Annotated in this window: 25 protein-coding genes, 2 tRNA genes and 1 pseudogene; 13 read left to right on the forward strand and 15 right to left on the reverse strand. The window is 60.0% G+C overall.

What is annotated here, in order from left to right; all coding sequences use genetic code 11:
• Window positions 1-105: 105 nt before the first annotated feature.
• On the forward strand, window positions 106-831 hold the full coding sequence (locus ACWKV4_RS18115; RefSeq protein WP_483833492.1) for an SDR family oxidoreductase: 726 nt from the start codon (window positions 106-108) through the stop codon (window positions 829-831).
• Between the two features lie 111 nt (window positions 832-942).
• Window positions 943-1,225, forward strand: a pseudogene (locus ACWKV4_RS18120) (transposase); the annotation flags it as partial.
• Window positions 1,226-1,429: 204 nt separating this feature from the next.
• Here ACWKV4_RS18120 and ACWKV4_RS18125 read toward each other — a convergent pair.
• The 6 genes from ACWKV4_RS18125 to ACWKV4_RS18150 all read right to left on the reverse strand — a co-directional run bounded on the left by ACWKV4_RS18125 (window position 1,430) and on the right by ACWKV4_RS18150 (window position 5,195).
• A tRNA-Cys gene (locus ACWKV4_RS18125) sits at window positions 1,430-1,503 on the reverse strand.
• A 37-nt stretch (window positions 1,504-1,540) separates the two neighbouring features.
• A tRNA-Gly gene (locus ACWKV4_RS18130) sits at window positions 1,541-1,616 on the reverse strand.
• A gap of 67 nt (window positions 1,617-1,683) precedes the next feature.
• A complete protein-coding gene (pgsA, locus tag ACWKV4_RS18135; RefSeq protein ID WP_483833493.1) occupies window positions 1,684-2,241 on the reverse strand; it encodes a CDP-diacylglycerol--glycerol-3-phosphate 3-phosphatidyltransferase in 558 nt (185 codons plus the stop codon).
• Window positions 2,242-2,273: 32 nt separating this feature from the next.
• A complete protein-coding gene (gene uvrC, locus ACWKV4_RS18140; protein ID WP_483833494.1) occupies window positions 2,274-4,097 on the reverse strand; it encodes an excinuclease ABC subunit UvrC in 1,824 nt (607 codons plus the stop codon).
• A 3-nt stretch (window positions 4,098-4,100) separates the two neighbouring features.
• Window positions 4,101-4,745 carry a response regulator transcription factor GacA gene (gacA, locus tag ACWKV4_RS18145; protein ID WP_483833495.1) on the reverse strand — a complete coding sequence of 215 codons (645 nt, stop codon included), beginning with the start codon at window positions 4,743-4,745 and terminating at the stop codon, window positions 4,101-4,103.
• 96 nt (window positions 4,746-4,841) lie between these two features.
• Window positions 4,842-5,195: a helix-turn-helix domain-containing protein gene (locus ACWKV4_RS18150; protein WP_483833496.1), complete on the reverse strand. Its 354-nt coding sequence runs from the start codon at window positions 5,193-5,195 to the stop codon at window positions 4,842-4,844.
• An 80-nt stretch (window positions 5,196-5,275) separates the two neighbouring features.
• Here ACWKV4_RS18150 and ACWKV4_RS18155 point away from each other — a divergent pair, with 80 nt between their 5' ends.
• Window positions 5,276-5,518: a DNA-binding protein gene (locus ACWKV4_RS18155; RefSeq protein WP_483833497.1), complete on the forward strand. Its 243-nt coding sequence runs from the start codon at window positions 5,276-5,278 to the stop codon at window positions 5,516-5,518.
• Here ACWKV4_RS18155 and ACWKV4_RS18160 read toward each other — a convergent pair.
• Together ACWKV4_RS18160 and ACWKV4_RS18165 are read right to left on the reverse strand one after the other, a co-directional pair.
• Window positions 5,500-6,345, reverse strand: coding sequence for an NAD-dependent protein deacetylase (locus ACWKV4_RS18160; protein WP_483833498.1), 846 nt, complete (start codon window positions 6,343-6,345; stop codon window positions 5,500-5,502). The genes ACWKV4_RS18155 and ACWKV4_RS18160 overlap by 19 nt on opposite strands.
• Before the next feature lie 81 nt (window positions 6,346-6,426).
• Window positions 6,427-7,827: an aminotransferase-like domain-containing protein gene (locus ACWKV4_RS18165; protein ID WP_483833499.1), complete on the reverse strand. Its 1,401-nt coding sequence runs from the start codon at window positions 7,825-7,827 to the stop codon at window positions 6,427-6,429.
• 217 nt (window positions 7,828-8,044) lie between these two features.
• Here ACWKV4_RS18165 and ACWKV4_RS18170 point away from each other — a divergent pair, with 217 nt between their 5' ends.
• From ACWKV4_RS18170 to ACWKV4_RS18195, 6 genes are all read left to right on the forward strand, one after another.
• Window positions 8,045-9,181, forward strand: a complete 1,137-nt coding sequence (locus tag ACWKV4_RS18170; protein ID WP_483833500.1) for a KamA family radical SAM protein — start codon at window positions 8,045-8,047, stop codon at window positions 9,179-9,181.
• On the forward strand, window positions 9,163-10,155 hold the full coding sequence (locus ACWKV4_RS18175; RefSeq protein ID WP_483833501.1) for a C-terminal binding protein: 993 nt from the start codon (window positions 9,163-9,165) through the stop codon (window positions 10,153-10,155). The genes ACWKV4_RS18170 and ACWKV4_RS18175 overlap by 19 nt, the downstream gene beginning before the upstream one ends.
• A complete protein-coding gene (locus ACWKV4_RS18180) occupies window positions 10,152-11,273 on the forward strand; it encodes an aminotransferase class I/II-fold pyridoxal phosphate-dependent enzyme (RefSeq protein ID WP_483833502.1) in 1,122 nt (373 codons plus the stop codon). The genes ACWKV4_RS18175 and ACWKV4_RS18180 overlap by 4 nt, the downstream gene beginning before the upstream one ends.
• Window positions 11,260-12,489: an ATP-grasp domain-containing protein gene (locus ACWKV4_RS18185; RefSeq protein ID WP_483833503.1), complete on the forward strand. Its 1,230-nt coding sequence runs from the start codon at window positions 11,260-11,262 to the stop codon at window positions 12,487-12,489. The genes ACWKV4_RS18180 and ACWKV4_RS18185 overlap by 14 nt, the downstream gene beginning before the upstream one ends.
• A gap of 6 nt (window positions 12,490-12,495) precedes the next feature.
• Entirely contained in the window at window positions 12,496-13,665 is a 1,170-nt protein-coding gene (locus ACWKV4_RS18190; protein WP_483833504.1) for an MFS transporter, read from the forward strand.
• A 78-nt stretch (window positions 13,666-13,743) separates the two neighbouring features.
• Window positions 13,744-14,817, forward strand: a complete 1,074-nt coding sequence (locus ACWKV4_RS18195; RefSeq protein ID WP_483833505.1) for a tetratricopeptide repeat protein — start codon at window positions 13,744-13,746, stop codon at window positions 14,815-14,817.
• Here ACWKV4_RS18195 and ACWKV4_RS18200 read toward each other — a convergent pair.
• The 5 genes from ACWKV4_RS18200 to ACWKV4_RS18220 all read right to left on the reverse strand — a co-directional run bounded on the left by ACWKV4_RS18200 (window position 14,810) and on the right by ACWKV4_RS18220 (window position 21,381).
• A complete protein-coding gene (locus ACWKV4_RS18200) occupies window positions 14,810-15,187 on the reverse strand; it encodes a response regulator (RefSeq protein WP_483833506.1) in 378 nt (125 codons plus the stop codon). The genes ACWKV4_RS18195 and ACWKV4_RS18200 overlap by 8 nt on opposite strands.
• A 66-nt stretch (window positions 15,188-15,253) precedes the next feature.
• Window positions 15,254-16,450 (reverse strand): hybrid sensor histidine kinase/response regulator, encoded by a 1,197-nt coding sequence (locus ACWKV4_RS18205; protein WP_483833507.1) that lies wholly within the window; start codon window positions 16,448-16,450, stop codon window positions 15,254-15,256.
• Window positions 16,444-17,022: a chemotaxis protein CheB gene (locus ACWKV4_RS18210; protein ID WP_483833508.1), complete on the reverse strand. Its 579-nt coding sequence runs from the start codon at window positions 17,020-17,022 to the stop codon at window positions 16,444-16,446. Before ACWKV4_RS18210 ends, ACWKV4_RS18205 begins: the two co-directional genes overlap by 7 nt.
• Window positions 17,023-17,035: 13 nt before the next feature.
• Window positions 17,036-17,857, reverse strand: coding sequence for a CheR family methyltransferase (locus ACWKV4_RS18215; RefSeq protein WP_483833509.1), 822 nt, complete (start codon window positions 17,855-17,857; stop codon window positions 17,036-17,038).
• Window positions 17,858-17,898: 41 nt separating this feature from the next.
• A complete protein-coding gene (locus ACWKV4_RS18220; protein ID WP_483833510.1) occupies window positions 17,899-21,381 on the reverse strand; it encodes a response regulator in 3,483 nt (1,160 codons plus the stop codon).
• Window positions 21,382-21,595: 214 nt separating this feature from the next.
• Between ACWKV4_RS18220 and ACWKV4_RS18225 the strand changes: the two genes are divergently transcribed.
• The 3 genes from ACWKV4_RS18225 (at window position 21,596) to ACWKV4_RS18235 (ending at window position 24,280) form a co-directional block, all read left to right on the forward strand.
• A complete protein-coding gene (locus tag ACWKV4_RS18225; RefSeq protein ID WP_483833511.1) occupies window positions 21,596-21,964 on the forward strand; it encodes a response regulator in 369 nt (122 codons plus the stop codon).
• A gap of 412 nt (window positions 21,965-22,376) precedes the next feature.
• Window positions 22,377-23,276: a MurR/RpiR family transcriptional regulator gene (locus tag ACWKV4_RS18230; RefSeq protein ID WP_483833512.1), complete on the forward strand. Its 900-nt coding sequence runs from the start codon at window positions 22,377-22,379 to the stop codon at window positions 23,274-23,276.
• Window positions 23,277-23,371: 95 nt separating this feature from the next.
• Window positions 23,372-24,280: an AraC family transcriptional regulator gene (locus ACWKV4_RS18235; RefSeq protein ID WP_483833513.1), complete on the forward strand. Its 909-nt coding sequence runs from the start codon at window positions 23,372-23,374 to the stop codon at window positions 24,278-24,280.
• A gap of 54 nt (window positions 24,281-24,334) precedes the next feature.
• Here the strand turns inward: ACWKV4_RS18235 and ACWKV4_RS18240 are convergent, their stop codons facing one another.
• Window positions 24,335-24,838 (reverse strand): MgtC/SapB family protein, encoded by a 504-nt coding sequence (locus ACWKV4_RS18240; protein WP_483833543.1) that lies wholly within the window; start codon window positions 24,836-24,838, stop codon window positions 24,335-24,337.
• Between the two features lie 249 nt (window positions 24,839-25,087).
• Here ACWKV4_RS18240 and ACWKV4_RS18245 point away from each other — a divergent pair, with 249 nt between their 5' ends.
• Window positions 25,088-26,476 carry an MFS transporter gene (locus ACWKV4_RS18245; protein ID WP_483833514.1) on the forward strand — a complete coding sequence of 463 codons (1,389 nt, stop codon included), beginning with the start codon at window positions 25,088-25,090 and terminating at the stop codon, window positions 26,474-26,476.
• Here ACWKV4_RS18245 and ACWKV4_RS18250 read toward each other — a convergent pair.
• The gene (locus ACWKV4_RS18250; RefSeq protein WP_483833515.1) at window positions 26,460-26,921 is read right to left on the reverse strand and encodes a GNAT family N-acetyltransferase; all 462 of its coding nucleotides are present in this window, start codon (window positions 26,919-26,921) and stop codon (window positions 26,460-26,462) included. The two genes, ACWKV4_RS18245 and ACWKV4_RS18250, sit on opposite strands and share 17 nt — an antisense overlap.
• Between the last annotated feature and the right edge of the window lie 73 nt (window positions 26,922-26,994).

The raw sequence follows: 26,994 nt of genomic DNA on the forward strand, positions 1-26,994 counted from the left end.
CCAGGTGACCAGCTACCTCGCTGAGAAATAGGGAAAAGACTATGCTGCCTTACGTGTGCGTTTAGTCATGAAACCGAGATTCGAAACCTGACCAAGGAGCGTCTGATGCAGCTACAAAATCTGCAAGGCAAAGTCGCCGTGATCACCGGCGCATCCAGCGGGATCGGCGAAGCGGCGGCTCGGCTGCTGGTAGAGGAAGGCGTCAACGTTGTACTGGCAGCACGACGTATCGAGCGGATAACCGCTCTGGCTAAAGAATTGGGCCCCCTGGCAACAGCGGTTCAGATGGACGTAACCGATGCGCTCCAAGTCGCTGATCTCTTTGAGCGGGTGAAAACGCGCCATGGTGGTCTTGACCTGCTGTTCAATAATGCCGGTCTGGGCATTTATGGGGAATTCATGGGCAGCAAAACCGAAGACTGGGCTACCCAAATCAACACTAACCTCTTCGGTTTATTACATTGCACGCAAGCGGCTATCCCTTTGATGCAGGGGCGACCTGGCGCAATGATCTCGTCGGTTTCCAGTGTGGGCGGCCGGCATGGCGTAGCGGGCTGGTCAGTGTATTGCGCAACTAAGTTCGCTGTCGTTGGCTTCCACGATACGTTGCGCAAGGAGCTTGCCCCCCAGGGAATTCGTGTCTCCGTCATCGAACCGGGCGCTGTCTGGACCGAGTTTGGGCATAACATCGATTCGAGCGAACGCCGGCAGAGCCTTGATGCTCTCGAACCCATAGATGTGGCGCAGGCCCTGGTCTATGCCTTTGCACAAGCGCCCCGGGTGTTGGTACAGGAAATTCTGATTCGTCCTGTGAAACAGGTTGCGCCTTGAGCACTCGGTAGAGGGCGAGCCAGCGGCTTGCTGACGGCAACGGTAATCCCCCCTGAAAAAAGTACTCGCCGAAAGTAGAATTTTCTCCTAATCGGATCAAGGAAATTCTGCGTGAAGACATCACGTTTTTCAGACAGCCAAATCATTGCCATCCTCAAGCAAGCCGAGGCTGGAAGCCCAGTGCCAGAGCTGTGTCATGAGCACGGCATCAGCTCGGCTACCTTCTACAAGTGGCGCGCCTCAAAGCCGAAATCATCCAGGAAGCGATGGCAAAAAAGTGGTAAAGCCATCTCGACGGCGAGAGATGGCGCAACAGGCTGTACGTTCCGGAAAAATCGGCATCAAGCTGGCGTGTATGGCCTTCAAGGTCAGCCGCTGCTGCTATCGCTACCAACTTAGGAAAGCACTAGCCTGTTGTAGGCAAGCTCGTTACTGAAGCATCACAAAGAGCGACCGAGCGCGGTTACCATCACGTGGGTGTAACCGTGAAACCATCGAGGTGAGAAGTTTCGAAACTCAGCCGAAAAACCATTCGGGATGCTTTCGAGACTTTAATAAGAAAAGCCCCGCAGACCTAGGATCTGCGGGGCTTCAATAATGGAGGCCGAGGTCGGAATCGAACCGGCGTAGGCGGATTTGCAATCCGCAGCATAACCACTTTGCTACTCGGCCTCAAAATACCCTGCTATACACCGCAAGGTATTAAAACTGGAGCGGGAAACGAGACTCGAACTCGCGACCCCGACCTTGGCAAGGTCGTGCTCTACCAACTGAGCTATTCCCGCGTCGTGTTGACGGGCGCCATTCTATCGAATCGGCATGGCCCGTCAAGCCTTTGATTCAAAAATACTTTTATTTTTTAACATCTGTACTCAAGTGAGGCAATGCCGCGCGCAGATAATTGACCATGGACCAGAGGGTAAGCGCGGCGGCCACCAGCAGCAGGCCATAGCCTGTCAGTACAATAAGGGTAAGGGCTGGCGGGTTGCCCAACAGGATGATCAAGGCGACCATTTGCGCGGCGGTTTTCCACTTGCCCAGGCTGGACACGGCCACCTGTGCCCGGGCGCCCAGCTCGGCCATCCATTCGCGCAGGGCAGAGACCACAATCTCCCGGCCTATGATCACCGCCGCCGGCAAGGTGAGCCAGATATTGGCATGAGCCTGCACTAGCAGCACCAGCGCCACGGCCACCATGAGCTTGTCTGCCACCGGGTCGAGAAAGGCGCCAAAGGGGGTGCTTTGTTCGAGCTTGCGGGCCAGGTAGCCATCGAGCCAGTCGGTGGCGGCCGCCACGGCAAACACACTGCTGGCGGCCAGATAGCTCCAGTGATAAGGAAGATAGAACAGCAAAATAAAAATGGGAATCAGCGCGACGCGCAACACGGTAAGGATATTAGGAATATTCATCGGCACGTCTGGCAACGGGTTGAAGGGCCATTCTACTCGCTGTGCAGGTTGGCATAAATCAACTCGGCCAGCTTTTTGCTTATTCCGGGTGCTTTGGCGATTTCATCCACGCTGGCCCGAGTCAATTCTTGCAACCCGCCAAAGTGTTTGAGCAGGTCCCGTCGGCGCTTGGGCCCTACCCCGTCGATGCCTTCCAAGGTAGAGGTGTTGCGCGCCTTGCCGCGCCGCGCCCGATGCCCGGTAATAGCAAAACGGTGGGCCTCGTCGCGGATTTGCTGGATCAAGTGCAAGGCAGGCGAGTCCGCCTTAAGGGTGAACTCGTGGGCCGCATCATTGAGGTACAGGGTTTCAAAGCCGGCCTTGCGAGTCACGCCCTTGGCCACGCCAATCAGGATCAACTCCGGCACTGCCAGGGTTTCCAACACTTCCCGAGCCATATTGAGCTGGCCCTTGCCGCCGTCTACCAGCAGCACGTCGGGCAGCTTGCCTTCGCCAGTCTTGAGCTTGCCGAAGCGCCGGGTCAGCGCCTGGTGCATGGCGGCATAGTCGTCGCCAGCGGTCACGCCCTCGATGTTATAGCGGCGGTAATCGGATTTGATCGGTCCTTCCGGCCCGAATACCACGCAGGAGGCGACAGTGGCCTCCCCGCTTGAGTGGCTGATGTCGTAACACTCCAGGCGCTGGGGGGGTTCGTCCAGGTGCAGTACCTCAGCCAGCGCGTCGAACCGGGCGGCCACATGCTGGCGATTGGCCAAGCGCGCGGCCAAGGCCTGCTCGGCGTTGGTCACCGCCAGTTGTTGCCAGCGAGCGCGGGTGCCCCGTACGCGATGGCTGATGGCCAATTCCTTGCCGCGCAAGGTTGCCAGCGCTTCTACCAAGGCTTCGATGTCTTCAGGCACGGTATTGACGATGATCTCCGTGGGTAATTCACGCTCGGAACTGCCCAGGTAGTACTGGGACAGGAAGGCAGACATCACCTCCTCCAACGCTTCCTCGATCCCCACCTGGGGGAAGAAGTTCTTGCTACCCAGCACCCGCCCGCCGCGCACGCTGATCAGGTGCACGCAGGCGCCACCTGGGTTCACGAAGGCCGCGACGACGTCCACGTCGCCGGTACCGCCTTCCATGCTCTGTTGATCCTGAACGCGCCGGAGCACGGCAACCTGGTCGCGCAGTCCGGCGGCCTTTTCGAAGTCCAGGTTCATCGCCGCCTGTTCCATTGTCTGGGACAGCTCGTTGGTGAGCTGATGACTGCGCCCTTCCAGGAACATGATGGAGTGGCGCACGTCCTCGGCATATTCCGGCGCTTCCACGGCGCGAACGCAAGGGGCCTTGCAGCGTTTGATCTGGTATTGCAGGCAGGGCCGGTTACGGTTCTTGAAGTAGCTGTCCTCGCACTGGCGCACCTGGAAGGTTTTCTGCAGAAGGCTCAAGCTTTCGCGAATTGCCCCAGCGCTTGGGTAGGGCCCAAAATACCGCCCCTTGCCCTTCTTTGCCCCTCGGTGAATGCTCAGCCGGGGAAACTCGGCGTCTGACAGGTACACGTAGGGGTAGGACTTATCGTCGCGCAGCAGAATGTTGTAGGGCGGCCGCCACTCCTTGATCAGGGTCTGCTCAAGTAGCAGCGCTTCGGTTTCATTGGCCGTGATGGTGGTTTCCACTTGGGCAATGTGCCCCACCAGAGCAGCGGTTTTCGGCGCCAGCCCGGTTTTGCGGAAATAACTGGCCAGGCGTTTTTTCAGGTTGCGGGCTTTACCCACATACAAAAGCCGCCCGCTTTCATCGAACATGCGATAAACGCCAGGGCGGCCACTGCAGGCGGCCAGAAAGGCCGCCGGATCAAAAATCTGAGTCATTTTTTACGCGTTAGCGTCAACCATGCCGTGGCGAACGGCCAGCAAGGTCAACTCGACATCGCTGGTAATAGAGAGCTTTTCGAAGATGCGATACCGGTAGGTATTGACCGTCTTAGGTGATAGACACAACCGGTCGGAGATGTTCTGCACTTTTTGACAACCCACGATCATCAGGGCGATCTGTATTTCCCGTTCGGAGAGCAAATCGAAGGGCGAAGCGGTGGTTTGCGGCTGAAACGACTTGAGCGCCAACTGCTGGGCAATTTGTGGGCTGATATAGCGTTGGCCGGCGAAGACCAAGCGAATGGCCTGGACCATCTCGGTCAAGCCGGCGCCCTTGGTGAGGTAACCCGCGGCACCGGCTTGCAACAGGCGTGTGGGGAACGGATCTTCCTCGCACACAGTCACGACCACCACCTTGACGTCTGGATGGCTGCGCAGCATCTTGCGAGTCGCTTCCAAGCCGCCGATACCGGGCATTTTCACATCCATCAGTACAACGTCCGGCCGAAGATCCCGCGCCGCCTTGAGCGCTTCTTCCCCGGACTCGGCCTGGCCCACCACTTTGAACCCGTCGATATCGGACAGCATTCGAGTAATGCCTGTGCGTACCAGATCGTGATCGTCGACCACCAGCACCCTAATCAAGCAGACACCTCTCGTTACGCTTTACATTCAGAAGGGTACATTAACAAAGTCCATGCCCGGTACCTAGGCCTAAACGTAATGGGGCGCACTTGACTTTCAGGGGCGACGCTTACCATCGTCTTTGGAGGGCACCAAGGCCGCTACGGCATCGGCCATCCCGCCAAGGGCCTGCCGGGCCGGCGTGGGCATGCGGCGGTAGCACGCCAGTAGCCGGGCTTCGTCCTGCTCCAGGCGGTCAGCCGGCTCGGCGGCACGTTGGCCGGTCAGAATGTACAGCACGTCCACCCCTTCTCGGGCCACGGCAGCCAGGTAGTCGGCTTTGGGCCAGCGCTCGCCACTTTCGTATTTGCCTTGGGCATTGGGCTCTACGCCGCCGATTTCGCCAAAAGCCCGCTGGGTAAGCTTCAGACGTTCACGCTCCTCGCGGATGCGGGGTCCAATTGCAGTCATTTGAATGTATAATCCTTTCCGAAACACCCAAAAGGGTGTGGAATCCAACACTTCGAAATCATACGAAACGGACTTGAACTATGCACGGTATACGGACTGCCGCACAAGCAAGAGCTTGGCTGGATCGTCAGGGGAAATCGGTACAACAATTCGCTCGGGAGCACGGGGTCGATGCCGCGACCACGTATCAGGTGCTCTCGGGGCGCAAAAAGGGCCGCCGGGGGGAGGCCCATAAAGTCGCGGTATTGCTGGGTATGAAGGATGGCATCATTCCGCCAGAGCCTGAATCAGGGCTCAGGCGGCCTCACGTGGCGCAGAGCTGATCGCATAGCCAGGGCAAGGCCGTTTCGCAAGGCACCTGTACCTTCAGAGACAGCAGCGCGTCGGCGCGGGTGCGTCCCAGATTGATCGCAAACAGGGGCTTGCCTTGGCGTGACATTTCCTGGCACAACCGGTAGCTCGAGTACGCCATCAACGATGAGCCAACGATCAGCATGGCCCCGGCCCGCTGCGCTGCCTGCCAGGCGGCATGGGCGGTTGGGGCCGCTACGCCATCGCCGAAGAACACCACGTCGGGCTTAAGCCGATTACCACCGCAGGCCGGGCACAGGGGCAAGTTGAAGGCCTCGAGAAAAGCCGCGGCCAGGTGGGCATCGCCGTCAGGCGCCAGCACCGCGCGAACGTCCTGCAACGAGGGGTTTTCGGCCTCCAGCGCCATTTGCATGGCCTCCCGGCGCAGCCTGTGATTGCAGTCCAGGCACACCACCCGGTGAAGGTTGCCGTGTAGTTCTATCACGCCCGCGCTGCCTGCCTGCTCATGCAAGCCGTCCACGTTCTGGGTGACCAGCGCCAGTACCCGCCCTGCGCCTTGAAGCCGGGCCAGAGCGTCATGGGCAGGGTTTGGCCGCGCTGCTTCCACCCCTCGCCAGCCCACCATGGCACGGGCCCAGTAGCGCTTGCGGGCAGTGAGGGCGTTGACGAACTCCTGATGCATCATGGGGGCGTTACCCCGGCGTACCCCTTCGCTGTCCCGATAGTCCGGAATGCCGGATGCCGTACTGATACCCGCGCCCGTCAGGGCCAACACCGGCTGATCGGCCAAGCGTCGATAAAGCGCCAGCAGCGCCTCATTGGCCTGCGTCTGGTCCATTGCCACCTCCACCACGGTTCGAGGCACAAGGCCTGCGATGTGTAAGGAAGGTTAAACCAGGCCCGCGCCTTTAGCGGAGGATTACGACGAACACCCCTCGACCGTACTGAATACCGGGCGCGCACGATCAGGTTCGAAGTGCGCCACATTGATGCGTAGCCAGGGGGTTTCCTGGTCACTTGCGCTAAATAGCCGACCGGGAGCCAGCAACACCTGGCGCTGGGCCGCCGCTTCGATAAACCCACGGGTGTGAGTCAGCCGCGGGTGCCTTACCCAGAGAAACATCCCCTCCCCTGGCTTATGGAACAACTCCCAGCCCCAGCCGCCAAGGGTGCGCTGGGCATCGGCCTGAGCTGTTTGCAGGCGTCGCCGCACCTGTCGCAAATGCCGCTCGTAGCTGCCGTCGGCAAGGATTGCCTTGAGAAACCGCTCGCAGAAGCTAGGCACCGCGACACAGGTGAGGAGTTTCAAGTCGGCGACACGGGCGACCCATTCTGGCCGGGCAACCACGTACCCTACCCGCAGATTCGCCGATAAGGTTTTAGAGAAACTACCGACGTAAATCACGTTGGCCAGGCCTTCCAGCGTAGCCAGGCGGTGGCTACCGTCGGAACAGAAGTCTCCATATACATCGTCCTCCACGATCAGCATCCGGTGCTCGGCACTCAGTTTCAGCAGCGCGCAGGCTTGGGGGGCGCCAACCGAGGTGCCGGTAGGGTTGTGCAAGCGCGCATTGATGAAAAAGGCCCTTACTGGCCCTGCCTGCAAATGCTTGTTGACCACGGCGATGTCCGGGCCACAGCCGCGCCGCGGCACCCCCAGTAACCGCGCGCCACACAGCCGCAGCAGGCGTATCAGGTTGCTGTTGCAAGGGTCGTCCACCAGCACCCGATCTCCAGGCCGGATAAGCAGCCGCACCAGCAGGTCCAGGGCCTGGGTTGCCCCTAGGGTGGTGACGATGTTCGCGGGTGTCACCGGCAAGCCAAGGCGTGCGCCCAGGTGCCTGGCCAAGGCCTCGCGCAAAGGCAGGTAACCGGCGGGGTCGCCGTACTCGACCAGCGAACTGCGCGCGAAGTTGGCAGTGCGGCGAATAACCCGGGCCAGGGAGCGCGTGTCGGTCCAGTGCGCGGGCAGCCAACCACAGCCGAGCTTCATCGCATCGCCCTGGGCATGAAACATCGCCCAGAACGGGCTCAGCTCGGCGCAACCCTGGGGCGCTCGCGGCGCTGCAGACGGGGTAGCCGAAGTGGGTGCCGGGCAGGCCGCGAAATACCCTCGCCCGGGATTGGCCACCACCAGCCCCAAGGCCTCCAGCCGTTCATAGGCGCGTACCACACCATGGAAGCTCAACCCAGGCCGCGCCGCCCATTGCCGAATGGACGGCATTTGCTCGCCAGGCCGTATGGCCCCACTGGCAAGCATGCTGCTGATTGTTTCAAAGGCCCGCTGCACGGGGCCCACGCGACTGCTTGTAGGGTCCATTCCACCGCCGTTTCGCTTAAGTTCCTGGGCTGGACTGTAGCGTCCGAGCGGCTCGGCCATAACCCCACGGGAGGAAATTCCCTGCTTGAAGGCGGTGTTAGGGCGCCTTGCTCTAACAGTTAGGCGCTGTACCTCGCCAGCTGTGAGGCCAGGCAGTCAAGGCAGGCCCTATGATCGCGGCATACCCGTCGAGGGGCGTGCAGCACAAGGAGGCGAGATGACCCCGGTTTCAGGTTTGCCCTGTTGGGCCGATTGGAAGTGGCAGCAGCGCCACAGCGTGACCACCTTGGAAGAACTGGTCAAAGCCTTCCCGGGGCTGGCGGGCAGTCCCAGGCTCGATACCTTGCGCGCGGCCTTCGACAGCCGGCGGGTATCGCTCACCCCCTACAGTTTGAGGCTGGTGGAAACGGACGCGCACCGGATGCCCCTTGAGAACGACCCGATCTGGCTGCAAACCATTCCCGAGTTCAGCGCCCAAGGCCCACTGGAATACAACGGGGAGACAGAAAACTGGGAGCAGGCCCATGAGATGGTCACGGACACCTGCCAGCATAAGTACGACAATCGGGTGATCATCCGCGCTTCCAACGTGTGCCACGCCTATTGCCAGTTTTGTTATGAAGCGTTGCGCACACTGGAACACCGCTCGGCCAAACCCGCCATGAAAGCGCCCGCCTGGCAGGCCACCCTCGACTACCTGGCCGCCACCCCCAGCGTGGAAGAGGCCATCTTAAGCGGGGGCGAGCCACTGATGCTGTCCGACGCGCGCATCGATGCGCTGCTCGGCGGCCTACGCGCGGCACGCCCCGATATCATCGTGCGGGTGCACACGCGGGCATTGACCTTCAACCCCTTTAGAGTCAACGAAGCACTGCTGCGCAGCTTCGCCCGCCACGGCGTAGTAGCCGTCGGCCTGCACGTTGCCCACCCCAGGGAACTGACCCCGGCGTTTTTCAGCGCTACCCGCAGCCTGCAACGGTCAGTACCGCTGCTATTTGCCAATATTCCGTTCCTGGGCGGCATAAACAATAGCCTCGATACCTTGCGCGCCCTGTGCATGGGGCTGTACCGGGCTGGCATCACGCCCCACTACCTGTACCAGTTCATGCCGTTTTCACCTGGCCATGGGCGCTATGCCGCGCCTGCCCGGCAAGCCATCGAATTGCTACGCCAGCTCAAGCGGCATATATCCAACCTGGCAGTACCCGAACTGGTCATTCCACACGTGACCGGCAAGCACACGTTGCCCCTGGAGTTGGGCGGCCCCGCCACGCGCATCGAGACCGATGCCGACGGGGTGGAGACCATTCACTTCACCAACTGGAAGGGCGAGCCATGCGTGTTCCCCCAATAGCCTGCAATACACTCGAGGGCTGCCGGGTACTGGTGCTCGACGCTCAACGAAACACCTATGTGAACGACCTGAGCATCGAAACCCAGGTGCTGGGCTCGGGTGTGGACGTGCGCCTGGTACACACCGATGCCTTGCACACCCTCCCAAACACAGCGTTGGCCTGTGACGGGGTTATCTGCTGGCATTTGGTGCCGCTGCCCGCCGATGCTTTGGCTCGGCTGGGCCGCTGCCGAGCACTGGTACGGGCCGCGGTGGGCGTCGACAACATCGACCTGGGGGCCGCCCATGGCCAAGGGCTGGTGGTGGCGAACGTACCCGATTACGGGGTCGAAGAAGTGGCCGATCATACCCTGGCCATGGCCCTGGCTTTACTGCGCAAGGTTCGCCTGGGTGACACCAGCGTGCGTAGGGGCAGTTGGGACTGGCGCAAGCTGGGCATGCTGCCGCGGCTCAGCGAAATGACCATTGGCCTGGTGGGCTTGGGGCGGATCGGCGCCGCGGTAGCGCGCAGGTTCAGCGCCTTCGGCTGCAGGGTGGCGTTCTACGACCCCTATCGCCCCAGCGGCTGGGAAAAAAGCCTGGGCCTCGAACGCTGTGAAAGCCTGCATGAACTGCTGGACCGCTGCGCCCTGGTCAGCCTGCATGCCCCCTTGACCGTTGACACCCAAGGCGTGATCGGCGAAGCCGAGCTTCGGCGGCTGACCGGCAAGTACCTGGTGAACACCGCCCGTGGCGGCCTGATCGAGCCCAATGCCCTGGCACGAGCTGTCAGCGAAGGGCGGCTGGCCGGCGTGGCACTGGATGTCTATGCCGACGAAGCGAACCCTCCGCCGGTGGAAATGCTCGCACCTGAGGTGCTGTGGTCTCCTCACGTGGCGTTTTACTCCAGCCAGGCTTTACCCGAGCTGCGTTACAAGGCAGCCACCTGCCTCAAGGCGCTGCTGCTCAACCAGCCCCACAGGAATGTGCTATGAGCAGCGGACCTCTAATGCCTGCGCGGCACTTACGCCACCCGTTGCCGAGTAACCCCTTTCCAGGGATAGCTGCTCTCGAACGGCGCACAGGCATTGCCATCACCGCCCGCTTGAGCGCCAATGAAGCACTACCGCTGTACAGTGAGGCGCTAACCGGGCTTTACGGTCAAGCCCTGCTGGAAGAAGCCCGATGCTACCCGGATCCGGCTGCCTACGAACTACGCCACGCCCTTGCCTGCCATCATGCCTTGGCCATTGAAGAGCTGCTGGTAGACGCAGGGGCCGACGCGCTGATCTTTCTGTTTCTGCGCGCTTTTACCGACCCTGGCAGTGTGGTACTGCATGCTTGCGGCACTTACCCCACCTTCGAATACTTCGCCCGGTCGCTGGGGCTGGTGCCGCGGCCGGTAGACTATCTGATGGATAACGGCACCCCCCGCGCGGACCTGGCGGCGTTGGCGCGCCAGGCCAAGCGTAGTCAGGCCCGAGTAGTGTACCTGGCCAACCCGGATAACCCCACCGGCAGCGAGCACTCTTCCCAGGCCATCGAGGCCTTTGCCAGGGCCTTGCCGAGGGGCACCTTGCTGCTGCTGGACGAGGCCTACGAAGCCTTCGGCCAGGCCGGCAGCACTCGCTTGCTGCCCAACCTGGTGCGCCTGCGCAGCTTCTCGAAAGCCTTTGGCTTGGCTGGCGCGCGTATCGGCTATGCCATGGCGCCAGCGTCTGTGCTGGAGGTGGCCAACCAAACCAAGGTGCATTACGCGGTCAGCGGCCTGGCCCAGCGGCTGGCGTTGCACGCCCTGCGCGAGGACGCCCACCAACGCCTGGTCATCGCCGCTACCCAGGCCCTCAGGGCGCAATTCGTGGCGCTGGCCCAGGCCGCTGGCCTGGCTGTCTACCCGTCAGCCACCAATTTCGTGACCTGGCAGCCGGGCAGCGAGCAGGCCGCCGAGCATTTGCGGCAGCGGCTACTGGCCAAGGGCGCCAGCCTTTACCTGGGGTGTATCAATCAGACAGTGACCATTGCCCGGGTGACCTTGCAGCCTGAGCTATTCACTTCACCCATCCGCGACCTGTTATTGCGCTCGGTAGAGGAAGCCGCCCATGAAGACCAATAAACTGCTGATCCTGGGCATCGGGAACGTTGCGCTCAAATACCTGGAAGAGGCTCTGGCCCCTTACGACCTTGAGCCGCTGGTGATGGGCGATCGCAGTGACCGCCCGGCACAAACCTGGGGCAGCTTCTCTCCCCACCGTTTTCACGCCGTGGCCCTGGAGGCCCAAAGCATCGAGCGGTATTTAGCCAACCACAGCGAACTTCGTCGGCAAATCTGCGCCGTAACCACGCTGTTCGACGAACAATGGCCCTTGGTGGAGGCCGTCGCGCTCAACCACGGCTGGGCCTACCCCGGCCATGCCGTGGTGCGTTTGAGCGATAAAGCCACCGCGGCTACCTATGCCAGAGCGTTATCACCGCCGACCTACCCCTTCGATGCCTGCGCCCCAGAAAGCCTGGCGGCAGTCCTCGATAGCAGCGAGGGGGCCTGGATTGTCAAGCCTGCCTGCTGCTCAGGTGGCGAAGCCGTGGGCCGTATCGCCGGTGGCAGTTCGGCGCTGGGGCAGATACGCGTGCACTTGGCCCGCCACTTTGCGCTACAGGCCCAGCGCTGGCTGCTGCAGCCTTGTCTGGAGGGCACTTTGATCAGCTTCGAAGGATACATGGCGCAGACAGTGCTCCACCGCGTGGGTATTTCCCGCCGCACACGGATAGGCCTGACCGAAGTGGCCAACCGCTTCCCCGCCAACGATCGCATTACGGCGCAACAACAAGCGCTGGGCTGGGAGAGCCTGCAGCAGATGTTTGCCGTGGCTGGGTACCGAGATGGCTGGTTTCATTGCGAATGCATCGTGGGCCCCCGTGGGCTACACCTGATTGACGCCAACGCTGGGCGCATCGGCGGCGCTACCGTGCTCGAACAGGTGGCCTTGGCCTCGGGCATGCTCCCCCATGAGCTGCTGGCTCACGTACTGCTACTGCCGCTACCCCAGCTTCAGCGGCGGCTGCCCGCGCTACGCCCGGCCAACCTTGAAACCCTGGGCGTATGGTATGGGCTGGCCGACACGGCGGTACTCCAAACCCTTGAGCTTGCGCCCCAGTCAGCCCGCCACACCCGCTTCGCCCGAGACGGCGCCGTGGTTCCACCGGTGGGGACGTCCGATTATGCCTGGGTGGGCATGTTCAGCGGCTTTGAGGCCGATGTGTTGACGGGCCTGAACGGTCTGCGGCTGATCACCGACCGTGGCCCCATGGCCCCGATCTTTAGCCTGGACTAACCAGCCATGGCCCTTTACCTGATTCGCTTTACCACCTGGGGCAGTTGGAGCCTGCTGTTCTCGTTCTTCGCAGTGTGGCTCGACGGCCAAGCATTCTTCTCCGCTGGCGCTGTAAGTACGCTAGGGGCCAGTGTCGCCCTGGCCAACAGAGCCGGTTCGCTGTTATTCGTACGCTGGGTCGGCCAAGCAGACTTTCGCCTGTTGATGGGCCTGACCCAGGTGCTGATCGCAGGCGCCGTAGTCGGCCTGTACCTGCTGCACCAGCAACGCTATTACAGCCTGGCCGCCTGGCTACCGCTCGTATGCGTGTTCGGGCTGGGGCATTCACTGGGTACGCTGGCACAGCTCACCTATATTGCGGCGGGCCATACCGGGGTAAACGAGGTCAAGGCGTTTTCTCTGGAGAACGTAGCCCTTAACCTCAGCGCGGGTATCACCCCCTACGGGTCGGCCATGGTGCTCAAGCATTTTCCCGAGTATTACCTATTAGGTCCGCTGGGTTACTGCCTGCTTACCCTGGCCCTATGCCTGTGCCTGGGCCCCAGCCAACAGGGTGTGGCGCGGGTACATCAGAACCAGGCCAGGGCGCCCATTCGCTTCAAGGCCGCCGGCGTGTTTCTAGCTATCAATGCGCTGTCGTTCTTTGCCTTCAGCCAGTTCTATAACGTGTTCCCTCTACATGCCCAACAGCAACTGCAGCCGGAAACCATAGGCCTATGGTTCGCCTTAAGTAGCGGCCTGATCGTTGTACTTCAGTTACCGCTGACCCGACTGCTGGCAGGCAAGCGCCGAGTGCTGCTGGTCATCGGCGCGAATGCAGCCATGGCCGGCGGGGTGGGCGCCTTGTTCTACGCAGGGCTCGCGCCCATGGCCGCATTGACAGCAGTACTGCTGCTCACCTTGGGGGAGATGATTTTCGGCCCTCTTTACCAGGTCATGGCGCTTAGTGTATTTCCAGGGCGGCCAGCTTTCGCCATGGCAGTGCTAACCCTTACTTGGGCGCTGGCCGAAGCCCTGGCGACTGGCGCGGGCCTGTACTTGGTTGCCCAAGGCCATGCATGGCTCGCCTTTGCCCTGGGTTGTGGCGCCTGTGTGTTGGTGTTGCTGGCCGTCTTGGCCCAGTGGCGTAGCGGCGCCAAGGCAGCCTTGGGCGCTGAACTGGCCGCGCGCCACTAGACCAGGCCTTGTATCAGGCCGTTTGACTCATCAGGGCAGGTGACCGAAGCTGTGAGCATTGCCCTGACGGAACAACGCATGACCCGTGCTACACGAATGTTACTGGTATCTGGCCTTGCCTTGATCGCCCTGCTGGCCCTGGGCTATTTTACCCGCCCTGCCCCAGCGCCCGCACTGGTGTTGCCCCAGCACAGTTACGAAACGGCCCTACGCGCTTCGCGGTCAGGCGATGCTGGCGCGGCGCGGCTGCTCTATCAACAATTAAGCCGCTCTGATTTGTCCGAGACTGCTCGGGTTGCGCTATATGCCGCATTGCCAGCGTACCCTAGCGCCAGAGCATTGGCCTTCGCTCAAGCAGGCCTTGACAGCTCGGCGGCTTCGGTCAGGCTGGCAGCCTTAGACGCGCTGGCGCAGCTGACCGAAGGCCAGGCCCGCGCCACCGCCTTGGGCCCATTGCTGGACGACCCAGACCTTGCCATACGCTATCAGGCCGCCAAGCGCTTGATGGACAGCTCGCCAGACGACCTAGGCGTGTATTTCACCGGGCTGCAAGCGGTAATCGATGATTGGGGCCAGGCCTTGCGGGCGCAGAACGGCAACGTCAGTGCCCAGTTGGAGCTCGCCCGTGTAAGGCTCCACCAAGGGCTGCCTAAGCAGGCCGCCGAGGCGGCACAGCATGCCCTGGCGCTAAGCCCGGGCACCCTGCAAGCTAGAGTGTTGCTAGCACGGGCATTGGATACGCTTGGGCAGCCTGACGCCGCGCGAGAAGCCCTGGCGGCGCCCCTTCGCGAACACCCGGACGATGCCTTTTTGCAACACGAGTTGGGGCTGTGGTTGCTGGACCATGGGCAGCCCGAGTACGCCCTGCTCGCCTTGGCCCGGGCTGTAGAGCTGGCGCCCAACCATGGTGTCTACCGTATCGACCTGGCCACCAGCCTGCATCGCTTGGAACAGCCAGAGGCTGCCCAGGCCCAGCTCGATCAACTGGTGAGGCGGCAGCCAGCGAACCGCAAGGCGCGGGTGCTGTTGATGGAATACTGGAAGGCCGCCGGGCAATTGCAAAATGTGCAGATGGCCCTGGCGGTGCTGGAACAACAAAACCCCGATGACCCCCTATTGCAGCAGGAGCTCAAGGCCGGCCCGCTCAAATAAGCTCTTTGCGCATCAAGGTGTGCAAGTCATCCAGCAAGAAGGGCTTGGCCAGCAAGGGCGCGCGCTTGACGATAGGGTGCTTGCTTTCACGCACTTCCATCGGATAGCCGCTGATAAAAATGACTTTCAGGTCCGGGCGCAACTTTACCGCGGGCTCGGCGATTTCAACGCCAGAAATGCCCCCCGGTAATCGGAAATCCGTAATCATCAGGTCAAGGTGAGGTTTTCTCGACAAGATGTCGAACGCCTCAACGGCATTTTCGGCCTCCACTACGTGGTAACCCTCTCCATGCAAGTACTCGCGGAGGTTAGCCCGTATCAAAGGCTCGTCCTCAACGATCAGCACTACGTCTTGCGCGTCTCCACTCATTGCGTTGCCTATGTCATGTCTGCTTGGCTGCCCATGTGACCGCGGGTGCCATAAGAGGTTGCGTCGTTAAGCGGGGCAGGAAACCAGCGGCAGATGGATGCTAAACAACGCCCCTTCGCCGGGCTTGCTTTGCACGGTAATACGGCCGCTGTGAGCAGAAACGATCTGTTCTGAAATAAACAAACCCAACCCCAAGCCGGCAATGCCGTGGCGGTTGGACGCCCGTTCGAACTGCATGAAAATACGCCGTTGGTCCTCTGGGCTGATCCCAGCACCGTGGTCTCGTACGTTCACCCGCGCCATATCGCAGGCCACATCCACAGAGACTTCCACCACGCCCTTGCCACCGTAGCGCAAAGCGTTGGTCAGCAGATTCACCACCACCTGCTCGATACGAAACTCGTCCCATTCCCCTATTACCGGATTGTTACCGGTGTATTCGATCACCATACCGGCCTGGGTCGCTTGGGGCGTAAAGCGGTCGACCACGTTACTGACCAGTTGCGCCAGATCGAAACGGGCGGGCCGAATAGACAGCTTGCCGGTGCGGATCCGGGCTACGTCCAGCATGTCTTCGATCAAGCGGATAAGACTTTGGATCTGGCGCTCGTCGCGTTCGACCATGCCGCGCATTTTATCCAGCGTGAAGGCCTGGGCGTTGCCTTTGGCAACATGCATCTTCCGCAGTTGGGTCTCGAGGATCAAACCATTGAGCGGCGTGCGCACTTCATGGGAGACCACTGACATAAAGTCGTCGCGCATGCGCACGGCATGTTCCAGCTCGCTCTGGGTCGCTTGCAGTTGCAGCAACAAGGTTTCCTGCTGTTTGCGGCTGCGCTCCAAGGCTTCAAGCTGCTCTTTCAAGGTTTTGCGCTGGCGGTACAGGTCCACGAATACGCTGACCTTGCTCTTGACCGCCAGGGTGTCCAGGGGTTTTTGCAGAAAATCTACCGCGCCGGTTTCATAACCTTTGAAGGCATAGTTCATTTCCCTGCCCGCCGCGGAAACGAATACGATGGGAATATGCTTGGTCTTTTCCGTGCTGCGCATCAGTTCGGCCAGCTCGAAGCCATTCATGCCAGGCATCTGTACATCGAGTATCGCCAGGGCGAACTCATGCTGGAGCAATAGCGCCAGGGCCTCATCAGCGGACAAGGCCTTATAGACTTCGCGCTCACCACTTCTGATCAACGCTTCCAGTGCCAACAGATTTTCGGGCAGGTCATCGACGATCAATAACTTGGTGGGGCTTTGACTTAACATGTGCCTGCGTCCAGATCAGCGAGCAGCTCGCCGATGCCTTGCAAAGTAAGAATGTGGTCGGGCCGGAACAGCCGAAGCGCCGCCTCGGGCATCGTCGCAACCCTCGCTTCTTGCGGGTCTTGCACCACCGTCAGGCCGCTGGCACGGTGAATAGCCAGCAGACCCGAGGCACCGTCGTGGCTGGCGCCAGTCATCAGCACTCCCACCAAGGCCTGGCCATATGCGTCGGCAGCCGACTCGAAGAGCACATCGATCGAGGGGCGGGAGTGATGCACGCGGGGCTCCACGCTGAGCGAGAAACTGCGGTCCTGCTCGATGGACAGATGATAACTGGGCGGCGCCACATAGATGACCCCAGATTCCACGGCGGTTTTGTCATCGACTTCCCGCACGGGCCGGCGCAACCTGCGCTCGAACACCGTAGACAGTTCACTCCTACGCCCTTCTGGCATATGCAACACAATGATCAACGGCAGCGTGAAATCCGACGGCAGAGCGCTCAATACCGTTAGCATGGCCTCTACCCCACCGGCGGACGCGCCTACCACCACTGCCTCGCGGGCACGCTTCATGGCCAACGCCCTTTCATAGTTTCCGGTAAATCCGCTCGAAGCGCGCCAGGGTTTCAAAACGGCTGGAGTAAGCGGTGAAGTCCAAGGTTTCCTTGGCCCCCAGCATCAGGAAGCCACGATGACAGAGGGATTCATGAAACAGGCCAAAAGCGCGTTCCTGCAATTTTTTATTGAAATAGATAAGAACATTACGGCACGTGATGATATGGGTTTCGGAAAAGACACTATCGGTGGCCAGGCTATGGTCGGCGAAGGTAACGTTGTCCCGCAGGCTACTGTCGAAAATCGCGTGGTCGTAGGCCGCCGTGTAATAGTCTGAAAAGCTACGTTTACCTCCAGCTCGCTGATAATTCTCGGTATAAGCCCGAATGGCTTCCAACGAGTAAATACCTTGCTTGGCTCGCTCCAGCGATGTGGGGTTGATGTCGGTCGCGTAGATCAACGTACGGTCCAACAAGCCTTCTTCGCGCAGCAAGATGGCCAGGGTATACACCTCCTCGCCCGTGCTACAGCCGGCGACCCAGAGCTTGAGCGAGGGGTAGGTCTTGAGCAAGGGCACCACATCTCTGCGAATCGCCAGAAAATGCTCCGGGTCGCGAAACATTTCACTGACCGGGATCGTCAGGCACTGCAGTAGCTCGGTAAAGGCCGCGGGGTCGTACAGCACCCGCTCCTGCAGCGCTGACACCGTACGGCAGTCGAACTGACGAAGCGCATGGAGCACCCGGCGCTTGACCGAGGCGCCGGAGTAATCCCGAAAGTCGTAGCTGTACTTAAGGTAAATAGCTTCGATCAACAGCCGGATTTCAATATCCAGAGTGCGCTCACCGGTCATTGCCGACGCGCCTGTTCGATCATCCTGCATGCCTTGCCCACTCAAATGCGCTCCAGTTGTGGCAACCACACACGTATCAGTGAGAACAACCGGTCCAACTCGATAGGTTTGGCCAGGTAGTCATTGGCGCCCGCTTGCAGGCAGCGCTCTTGATCATCCTTCATCGCCTTGGCGGTCACGGCGATGATTGGCAGCTTACGCCAACGGGGGTCCTTACGGATTTCCCGAGTCGCTTCAAAGCCATCCATCTCTGGCATCATCACGTCCATCAGTACCAAGTCGATCTCTTCAACTTCATTCAACCGCTCAATGGCCTCACGCCCGTTACGGCCTATTTCGACCACCGCCCCTTTTTGCTCCAGGGCACTGGTAAGGGCGAAGATGTTACGTACATCGTCATCCACTACCAGAATCTTCCGGCCTTCGAACACCTTGTCTCGGCTACGCGCGGTCTTGAGCATTTTCTGCCGCTCATGGGACAGCTGAGACTCGACTTTGTGCAAGAACAGCGTCACTTCGTCGAGCAGGCGCTCAGGTGAGCGCGCGCCCTTGATGATGATCGACCGGGAATATTTGAGCAGTTCGGCTTCTTCTTCACGGGTCAGGTTGCGCCCGGTATAGACGATCACCGGCGGGAACGACCGAATCTCATCCGTAGACATGCGCTTGAGCAAATCGTTGCCGAGCATGTCAGGAAGTTTCAGGTCGATGATCATGCAGTCGTAGATATTCTCGCGAAGCAGGTCCAACGCCTCTTGGGCATAGCCCACGGCGGTGATTTCCACGTCCTCGTCACCAATCAGCCGCGCGATGCTGTCGCGCTGCAGGTCATCGTCTTCTACCAGCAGAATGTGCTTGAGCTTCTGCGTAAGCTTGGCTTCCAGGCGCGCGAACACGGTTTTGAGTTCTTCGCGAGACGTGGGCTTAACCGCATAGCCGACCGCGCCCATGTGCATGGCTGCTTCTACCCGGTCTTCCACGGAGATCACATGCACCGGTATGTGGCGAGTGGCGGCCTGTTCCTTCAGCCGTTGCAACACCGTCAGCCCAGAGTGGTCCGGCAGGCGCATGTCCAGCAATATGGCATCTGGCACGAAGCGCTCGGCTAGGTCAAAGCCTTCATCCGCGCCATGGGCCACCAGGCAACGGTAATCGAGCTCATGGGCAAGGTCGTAGAGGATGCGAGCAAAGCTCGGTTCGTCCTCGATCACCAGTATGCAACGCTGCGCCGAAACCTCTCGCTCGCGGTCGTCCGGGAAGCGTGGCAGCGGTACTGAAACCGGTGCCACCGGGACGGGCGCGGCCAAGGGCATAGGCGCCTGCGTGGCCGGGCTGGGGTTGGCGAGAATGCGTGGTTCACCCTGGCTGGGCACCAAGCCAGGCTCATAGTGCTCAGGCAACACCAGGGTAAAGGTGCTGCCCTGCCCCAACGTACTGCTCACGCTGATGGCGCCACCCAATAACGCTGCCAGGTCGCGGGAAATCGACAAGCCCAGGCCTGTGCCGCCGTAACGGCGGCTGGTGGTGCCGTCTGCCTGGCGGAAGGCTTCAAAAATCACTTGTTGCTGGTCTGGCGCGATACCGATGCCAGAGTCGCGCACGATAAAGGCGATATTGCGCTCGCCCTCACGGGTAATGGTCAGGCTTACCTGGCCCTTCTCAGTGAACTTATGGGCATTGGACAGCAGATTCTTAACGATCTGCTCCACCCGCTGACGATCAGTGAACATCGACTTGGGTGCATGGTCATCCACTCGCACGCTCAGCTCCAGGCCCTTATTGGACGCAAGAGGCTGGAACATCACGCGCAGGCTGTCAGCCAGGCGCTGTACGTTGGTGTTTTCAGGGCGTACATCCAGCTTCCCGGCCTCTACCTTGGAGATATCCAGGATGTCATTGATCAGATTCAGCAAGTCATTGCCGGCCGAATAAATGGACTCGGCGAACTTCACCTGGTCCGCGCTCAGGTTGCCCTCGGGATTCTCCGCCAGCAGCTTGGCCAGAATCAGCGAGCTGTTGAGCGGCGTGCGAAGCTCGTGGGACATATTGGCCAGAAACTCAGACTTGTACCGGCTGGAGCGCTGAAGCTCGTCGGCACGCTCTTCAAGCTGAACCTGCGCTTGCTCCAGGGCATCGCGCTGGCTGGCCAGGGCCTCGGTGCGCTCTGCCAGTTGTTCGTTGGTCTGCTCCAACTCCGCTTGCTGGGTTTCCAGGTACGCCTGGGATTCTTTCAATACTCGGGATTGCTCCTCAAGCTCCTCATTGGCGGTTCTCAACTCTTCCTGCTGCACCTGCAGCTCTTCGTTGAGCTGTTGGGTTTCGGCCAGCACTTCTTGCAAACGCTGACGATAGCGAGCGGCCTCGATGGAGGTACCCACATTCCCCGCGATCAATTCAAGGAAGGCAATGTCACGCTCTGCCAGCGGTCGCAAGAAGCCCAACTCGATCACAGCGTTCACTTGCCCGTCATTGATCGCAGGCAATATCGTTACGCTTCTAGGCAAGCCCTCGCCCAGGCCCGAGGCCACCTTAAAGTAGTCTGCAGGCACATCATCGAGCCGGTGCAGGCGGCCTTGGGTAGCGACCTGGCCAACCGTGCCTTCGGCCGGGCGTATTACCTGATCGCGGCTTTCCTGCTCGCGGGAAAAACCATAGGTCGCAACCCGGCGCAGGTTGCCCTGTTCGTCACGCACATAAATGGCGCCCACTACGCTGCCCAGGTAGTGCGAGAAGAACCGAAGAACATTGGTGCCCAATGCCTGCACGGTCAACTGCCCCAATACCTGCTCGGCCAGTTCGGTTTGCCCGGTACGTAGCCAGGCCTGGGCCTCGAGGCGTTCGGCACTGAGGTTCTGCGCGTCGAGGATGTCGCCATACTGGTCAGACAGATTGAGCAGGTCGCGCCGCCCCCGGTAAGCGAGCAAGCTGCTGAGCAGTATCACGAACATCAGATACAACCCTACTGATACCCAGGTGGTACGGGTCACCTCTTCACTGCGCTGGACACGCAGTTGCTGCTCCATCGCCACGAACGCTTCGAACTCAATCCGTATTTCGTCCGTTAGGCGCTTGCCACGGCCTGCCTGTACGGCGGCACGAAAGTCCGCGCCCTGACGACGCATGGCAATCATTTCCTCGCCGAATGCATCCCAGGCTTTTTGCAGGCCTTCCAGGCGGTTTAGCCGATCCACCTGCTGAGGGTTATCGACTACCAAGGCCTTCAGGCTTTCCAGTTCCGTGGAGATCCGCGGCTTGGCGACCTCATAAGGGTCAAGAAAATGCTCGTCGCCGGTCAGCAGATACCCGCGCATGCCGGTTTCTTTATCAATGGAAAGCTTAGCGGCCTCGTTGGCGTTATTGATCACTCGGTCGGTATGGTCGACCCAGCCAATGACCGACATCAGGTAGCTAAGCAGGCCCGCGAACACGAGGACGCTGACAACACCCACGCCTAAAGGCAGTGCTACGTTACGCATCAGAATCTTGCGAAAAGCAAACTCATCGAGGGAAAAGCGTCTGTTCATGTCCATGGCCCAACTGAGGTCAGCGGCGGAGTGTGCCAAAAAATTTGCATCTGGTCCCGCATCCTTTATGGCAACACTGAAAATTCTTATTAATGCGCCGGATTTCACGTAGGATACTCGGTTAGCGATGATGCTTTGCCTCCCGTGAACACCGACGCGCGAGCGGCACCAACGCCTTAGTCAACCGTGTTTTATTTATCGACGGAAAGTACCCATGCCAGCACACGCCCCTTCCAAGATCCTCGTGGTTGAGGACGATGACATTGTCCGCATGCTGATGGTGGACGTGTTGGAAGAACTCGAGTTTTCCGTGGCCGAAGCCGATAGCTGGGAGGCGGCGGCCAACCAACTGCACACTGACCACGGTATAGATTTACTGATTACCGATGTGGGGTTGGGCGACGCTGATAAGGATGGCGTAGACCTGGCCAAGCTGGCGCTCCAATTACGCCCCGGCCTGCCTGTGCTGGTTGCAAGCGGCTACGGAAATACCATGGAGCTGCCTGAAGGCGTTCAGACACTCGGTAAGCCCTTCAACATCGACAGCCTTAGGGACGCCGTGCGGGCATTGCTGCCAGCATGATCCAATACCTTGTACAGGGCATATACGGCCCTGTACCTGTGCTTGTCTTAACGTACGCCCTCTTCCTATAGCCAGCGCGCGGAACTTTTCAAAAGTTTATATATGTACAAATGTTACGGCATCTGCCCGAACCAAATTTGGCGCCATAAAAAAGCAGTACCCACCCGCCTTACTCCTTTATCCTAACCCATTGAAAATTATTGGGATTCTCCGCCACCGCAGGCTACGATGGCACGTAAGCAGGGTTTCATCCCCATCGTCTGCGTGCAGCGATTAACAAATCAAATTTGAAAGCGAAACTCCCCTTCAATCTGGCTGTTTTTTTGCAGTTTTACCCTTGGATCCTCCACTCTTCCGGATTACACTCGGGCTGAAAATTACTTATACACAACCTCACCCGAGGGGAAAAACCATGCTTAATATCACCGGCAGCCTGGTTTACGATACGCCGGTCATGAGAAGCCTCGTGACCGTGTCACCTAGCCTGAGACCCGCGTTACGCAAGGTCGCCGACTTCATACTGCGCAACCCAATGCGATCGGCGACGATGAATATCGACGAGATTGCCGCTGCGACCGGGGCTTCTACAGCAGCTGTAAACCGCCTGGCCCATGCCATCCAACTGGCCGGGTTCACTGGCCTGCGCGCGGCCTTGGTCGAAAACCTGCTCGCATTGATTTCCCCGACCGATAAGGTGCGGCACGAACTGCAGCAGCGTTCTAATCGGGCCTTTGCGCTGGAACTGCAGGTTCGTGTTGTTAAAGGCAACATGGACGCCGCTATCGCAGCCAATGCCGATACCACGTTCAGCGCCATGACCACGGCCTTGATCGGTGCCAACCGGGTATACACCCTAGGCTTCGGTAGCTGCCATCATCTGGCTGGCCTGGCGGCCTGCTCATTCCTCCCGGTTTGCCAACAGGCGCAGGCGGTGAGCACAGAAGGCGGCAGCGAGGCAGCAGCCTGTCGCTTGGCAGGCATTGCTCAATCAGACGTACTGTTCGCGGTGTCACTGCCGCCTTATAGCGATCACTTATTGTCCCTGGCCAAGTACGCTCAGACGCGCAAGGCGTTGGTATTGGCCATCACCGATTCCCCAGCGTCGCCACTGGCACGGGTAGCGAGCCATACCCTGTACGCGCCGTCCAACCACCCGGTGCTGGGTGAGTGCCATGCCAGCGCGCTGGGTATCATCGAAGCCTTGGCGTCGGCCATGCGTCACCAGTGCGAGGGCAAGGCCAGCCAAGCCTTGCGCCAGCGACATGAAGCGCTACAAAGCTTGCGCACGCTGCCTAAAGCCGCTGCCGGCTAATTCGAAGTTGTGAATCACTGATCGCGGGCTTGGTTTGAGAAGAATGCGCCGCTATGCTCACCTCAGCGTGCATGGCGCCGGATTCGAGACTTGCAATGAACAAGCCTACCCGACAGAGCGACCCTTCCTATGAACTCATGGATGACCACGCCGGTTTGTCCATTATTTATCGCCAGCACGGCTTCCCTTGTCCTCTGGTGCGCTGGCACTTCCATAAGGAATACGAGCTTCACTTGATCACCGCCAGTTCAGGAAAAGTATTTATCGGCGACTACATAGGCAACTTCACACCTGGCAGTTTGTTTCTCACAGGCCCCAACCTACCCCATAACTGGATCAGCCAACTGGATGACTGCGAGCATTTCCCGGAACGGGACATGCTGGTGAACTTCACCGATACGCTGTTCGATCCCAATTCCCTGGCGTTTGCAGAGCTAAAATCCCTCACTCCCTTACTGGAACGGGCGCGTTATGGGATCGAGTTCAGGGATCGAAACCTGATCGCCCAAGCCACTGTGTTAATGGAGCAAATCGCCGCCAGTCAGGGGATCAGCAGGATCGGCTACTTTCTCATCCTGATGGAAGCCCTGGCCAACTCCGACAACTATCTCCTGCTGTCGGCCGCCAGCGCGGTCGACCTGGCCGACGAAAGCAACGTAGAACGCACCAACCGCGCGGTGGATTATATCTTTGCCCATTACAGTCGTGAGCTGTCGCTCGAAGAAGTGGCGGCGCACTTGAACATGAGGCCGAGCTACTTCTCCCGCGTGTTCAAACAGTCCACTGGGCGTAGCTTCGTGGAATTCGTCAACCGCCTGCGCATCAGCAAATCCTGTGAACTGCTGGCCGATGGTAGGAAACCGGTTACGGAGGTGTGCTTCGAGTCCGGCTTTAACAATATTTCCAACTTCAATCGGCGCTTCCAGCAACTCAAAGGCATGACCCCCTCTTATTACCGGCGCCTGGCGGTGCAACGGCTGACCGAACAAAATCGCTTGGGCTAGCGTGGACAATATTTGCCTTGTACGAAAGAACGGCGAAGATTCTGCCCTGAGCGATCAAGGCTTGTCGTGTTCGCGCTCTGCCTTGGCCAGCAAGCGTGGCCCAAGGGCCAATACTGCCCAGGCCAGCAGGGTGCTGAGCACTGCCGTGGCTTCTCGCCCCAGGCCGGCGGCGGTACCGATAGCCGCCGTCATCCATAGCCCTGCCGCCGTGGTAAGGCCTTTGACTTGGTGAATATCCATCCGCTGGCCCTTGAGAATAGTGCCCGCCCCCAGAAAGCCAATGCCTGCGACTATGCCTTGCACCACTCGGCTCAAGGCATCGGCCTGGGAACCGGCCATTTGCGGCACCATCACAAACAAGGCAGCCCCCAGTGATACCAGCATATGGGTACGCACCCCAGCCGCCTTGCCCTTGTTTTCCCGCTCATAGCCCAAAAGCCCACCCAGCAAGGCCGCGACCAGCAGTCGCGCGATCACCTTGGTCACTTGCTCGAGGTCGCCGATGTCCGCGAATTCTTCCTTCAAGGCCGTAAGCACTTCCATCCACCACACGTCCAGGGTTCCTTCCAGGCTATAAAGATGCCGCTTCGACCCTAAGCAGAACGCTAAGTGCCGAGGCAGGCGAAACCCAGGCATGCCACGCGTCTCGGCTTGGCACCAAGGCGTGGTGCGTTGATCCAACGCCCTTTACCGGGCATGCGCTCGTGTTGACGCCCTTCTGTACGGCTGATATTCATGTGCGCCCCGATTAGGTTTGCCATTCTGGCACTGCCACGGCCCGCTGATAATAAAAGCACGGAGACACCCATGGCCCACCCTGACAGCCACTCGCCCGGCGCGCGGCAGACCAGAAAAGCGACTGCCAGCGGTTGGGTTGGTTCGGCCTTGGAGTACTACGACTTTTTTATCTATGCCCAAGCCGCGGCCCTGATTTTCCCCCAAGTGTTCTTCCCATCCACCGACCCAAAAGTTGCCATTGTCGCGTCCTTGGCGACCTATGGCGTGGGCTACGTGGCCCGCCCGATCGGCGCCTTCGTACTGGGTCACCTGGGGGACACCCGGGGGCGCAAGAACGTGCTGCTGATGTGCATGTTCTTGATGGGTTTTGCCACCATGGCCGTGGGTTTGTTACCCACTTATAACCAAGTGGGCCTGCTGGCGCCGACACTGCTGGTGGTGCTGCGGCTTATCCAAGGGTTCGCGGTAGCAGGGGAGATTTCCGGCGCCAGTTCGATGATTTTGGAGCATGCCCCCTTTGGCCGAAGGGGCTACTACGCCAGCTATACACTGCAGGGCGTACAGGCTGGGCAAATCTTCGCTGCGGCGATCTTCCTGCCGCTGGCCTACTTCATGTCCGATGACGCCTTCAATAGCTGGGGCTGGCGGATTCCATTCCTGCTTAGCGCCGTGGTACTTATCGCCGGGGTGATCATCCGTAGAGAGGTGCAGGAAACCCCTGCGTTCATCCAAGCCGAAGCCCGGGGTGCCGTTACGCGATCCCCGGTGGCCGAGGCTTTTCAGAAAAACTGGCAGAACATGGGCCTGGTCACCTGCATGGCGCTGATGAACGTGATCCCGGTCGTGGCAACGATTTTTGGCGCGGCTTATGCCGTGCAGCCGGCCTATGGGATCGGCATGCCCAAGAGTGTGTACCTGTGGATTCCGGTGATCGGCAACCTGGTGGCGGTGCTGGTCATTCCTTTCGTAGGCAACTGGTCCGACAACGTCGGGCGCAGGCCCATGATCATCGGTGGCGCGCTGGGGGCAGGCGTGCTGTCCTTTGCCTACCTGCATGCCATTAGCGTGCAGAACGTCCCCTTGGCGTTCGGCATGTCGATCCTGATGTGGGGCGTGGTGTATCAGGGGTATAACGCCGTGTTCCCAAGCTTTTATCCGGAGCTGTTCCACACCCGCTACAGAGTGTCCGCCATGGCGATCTCCCAGAACCTGGGCACCCTGATTACTGCGCTGCTGCCTGCGCTGTTCGCCGCTGTAGCGCCGCCTGGCTCGGATAATATTCCCATTGCCGTGGGCAGTATCGCCTTTGCCGTGACCCTTATCGCGGCCTTGGCCGCCTTTACCGCCCGTGAAACCTATCGCATTCCAATGGAAGAATTGGGCAAGCCCAACGCGATCCCCCTGGAAAAGCAGCACTACGATGCCCTGCGTTCAAAAGCGGTTAGAGAAAAGCCATAGGCGGCGCATCCGCGAGTTTGAGGTGGCGTTCCATGCGCCAGAAACAGGCGTCGCTCCCCACTACCCGCAAGCCTTTGCGGTGATAGAGCTGCTGGGCAGGGTTATCCTTGAACACCATAAGGCGCAGCAGTGGCAGCCTGCGCGCCGCGGCGAGCTCGGCGGCGTGGTCCAGCACCGCCGAGCCAATGCCTTGCCCTTGCGCCTCGGCCAGTACGTGCAGCTCACGAATATACAATGCGCGCGCATCGGTGCTCAGACTGACGAAACCCAAGGCGCGCCCCTCTTGGAGCAGCAGATAGTTCTCTCGCCAGCTCCAGCCCTGGTCAAAATCCTCGTCACGCCACCACAAGCCGTGGCGCGTGTAATAAGGCATCATCCCGCGCCGCGCGAGGGCTCGGGCAAAGGGTAGGTCGGCTTCGCTGGCTGCGTTGAATTCAAGTTCCATGGTTACTCCACAGCTAGGCCCAGGCAAAAGCACCGGGGCATTGCAGTCGCCGGAACGCTCACGTAAGCTCCAA

The organism is Pseudomonas artemisiae, assembly GCF_057128685.1.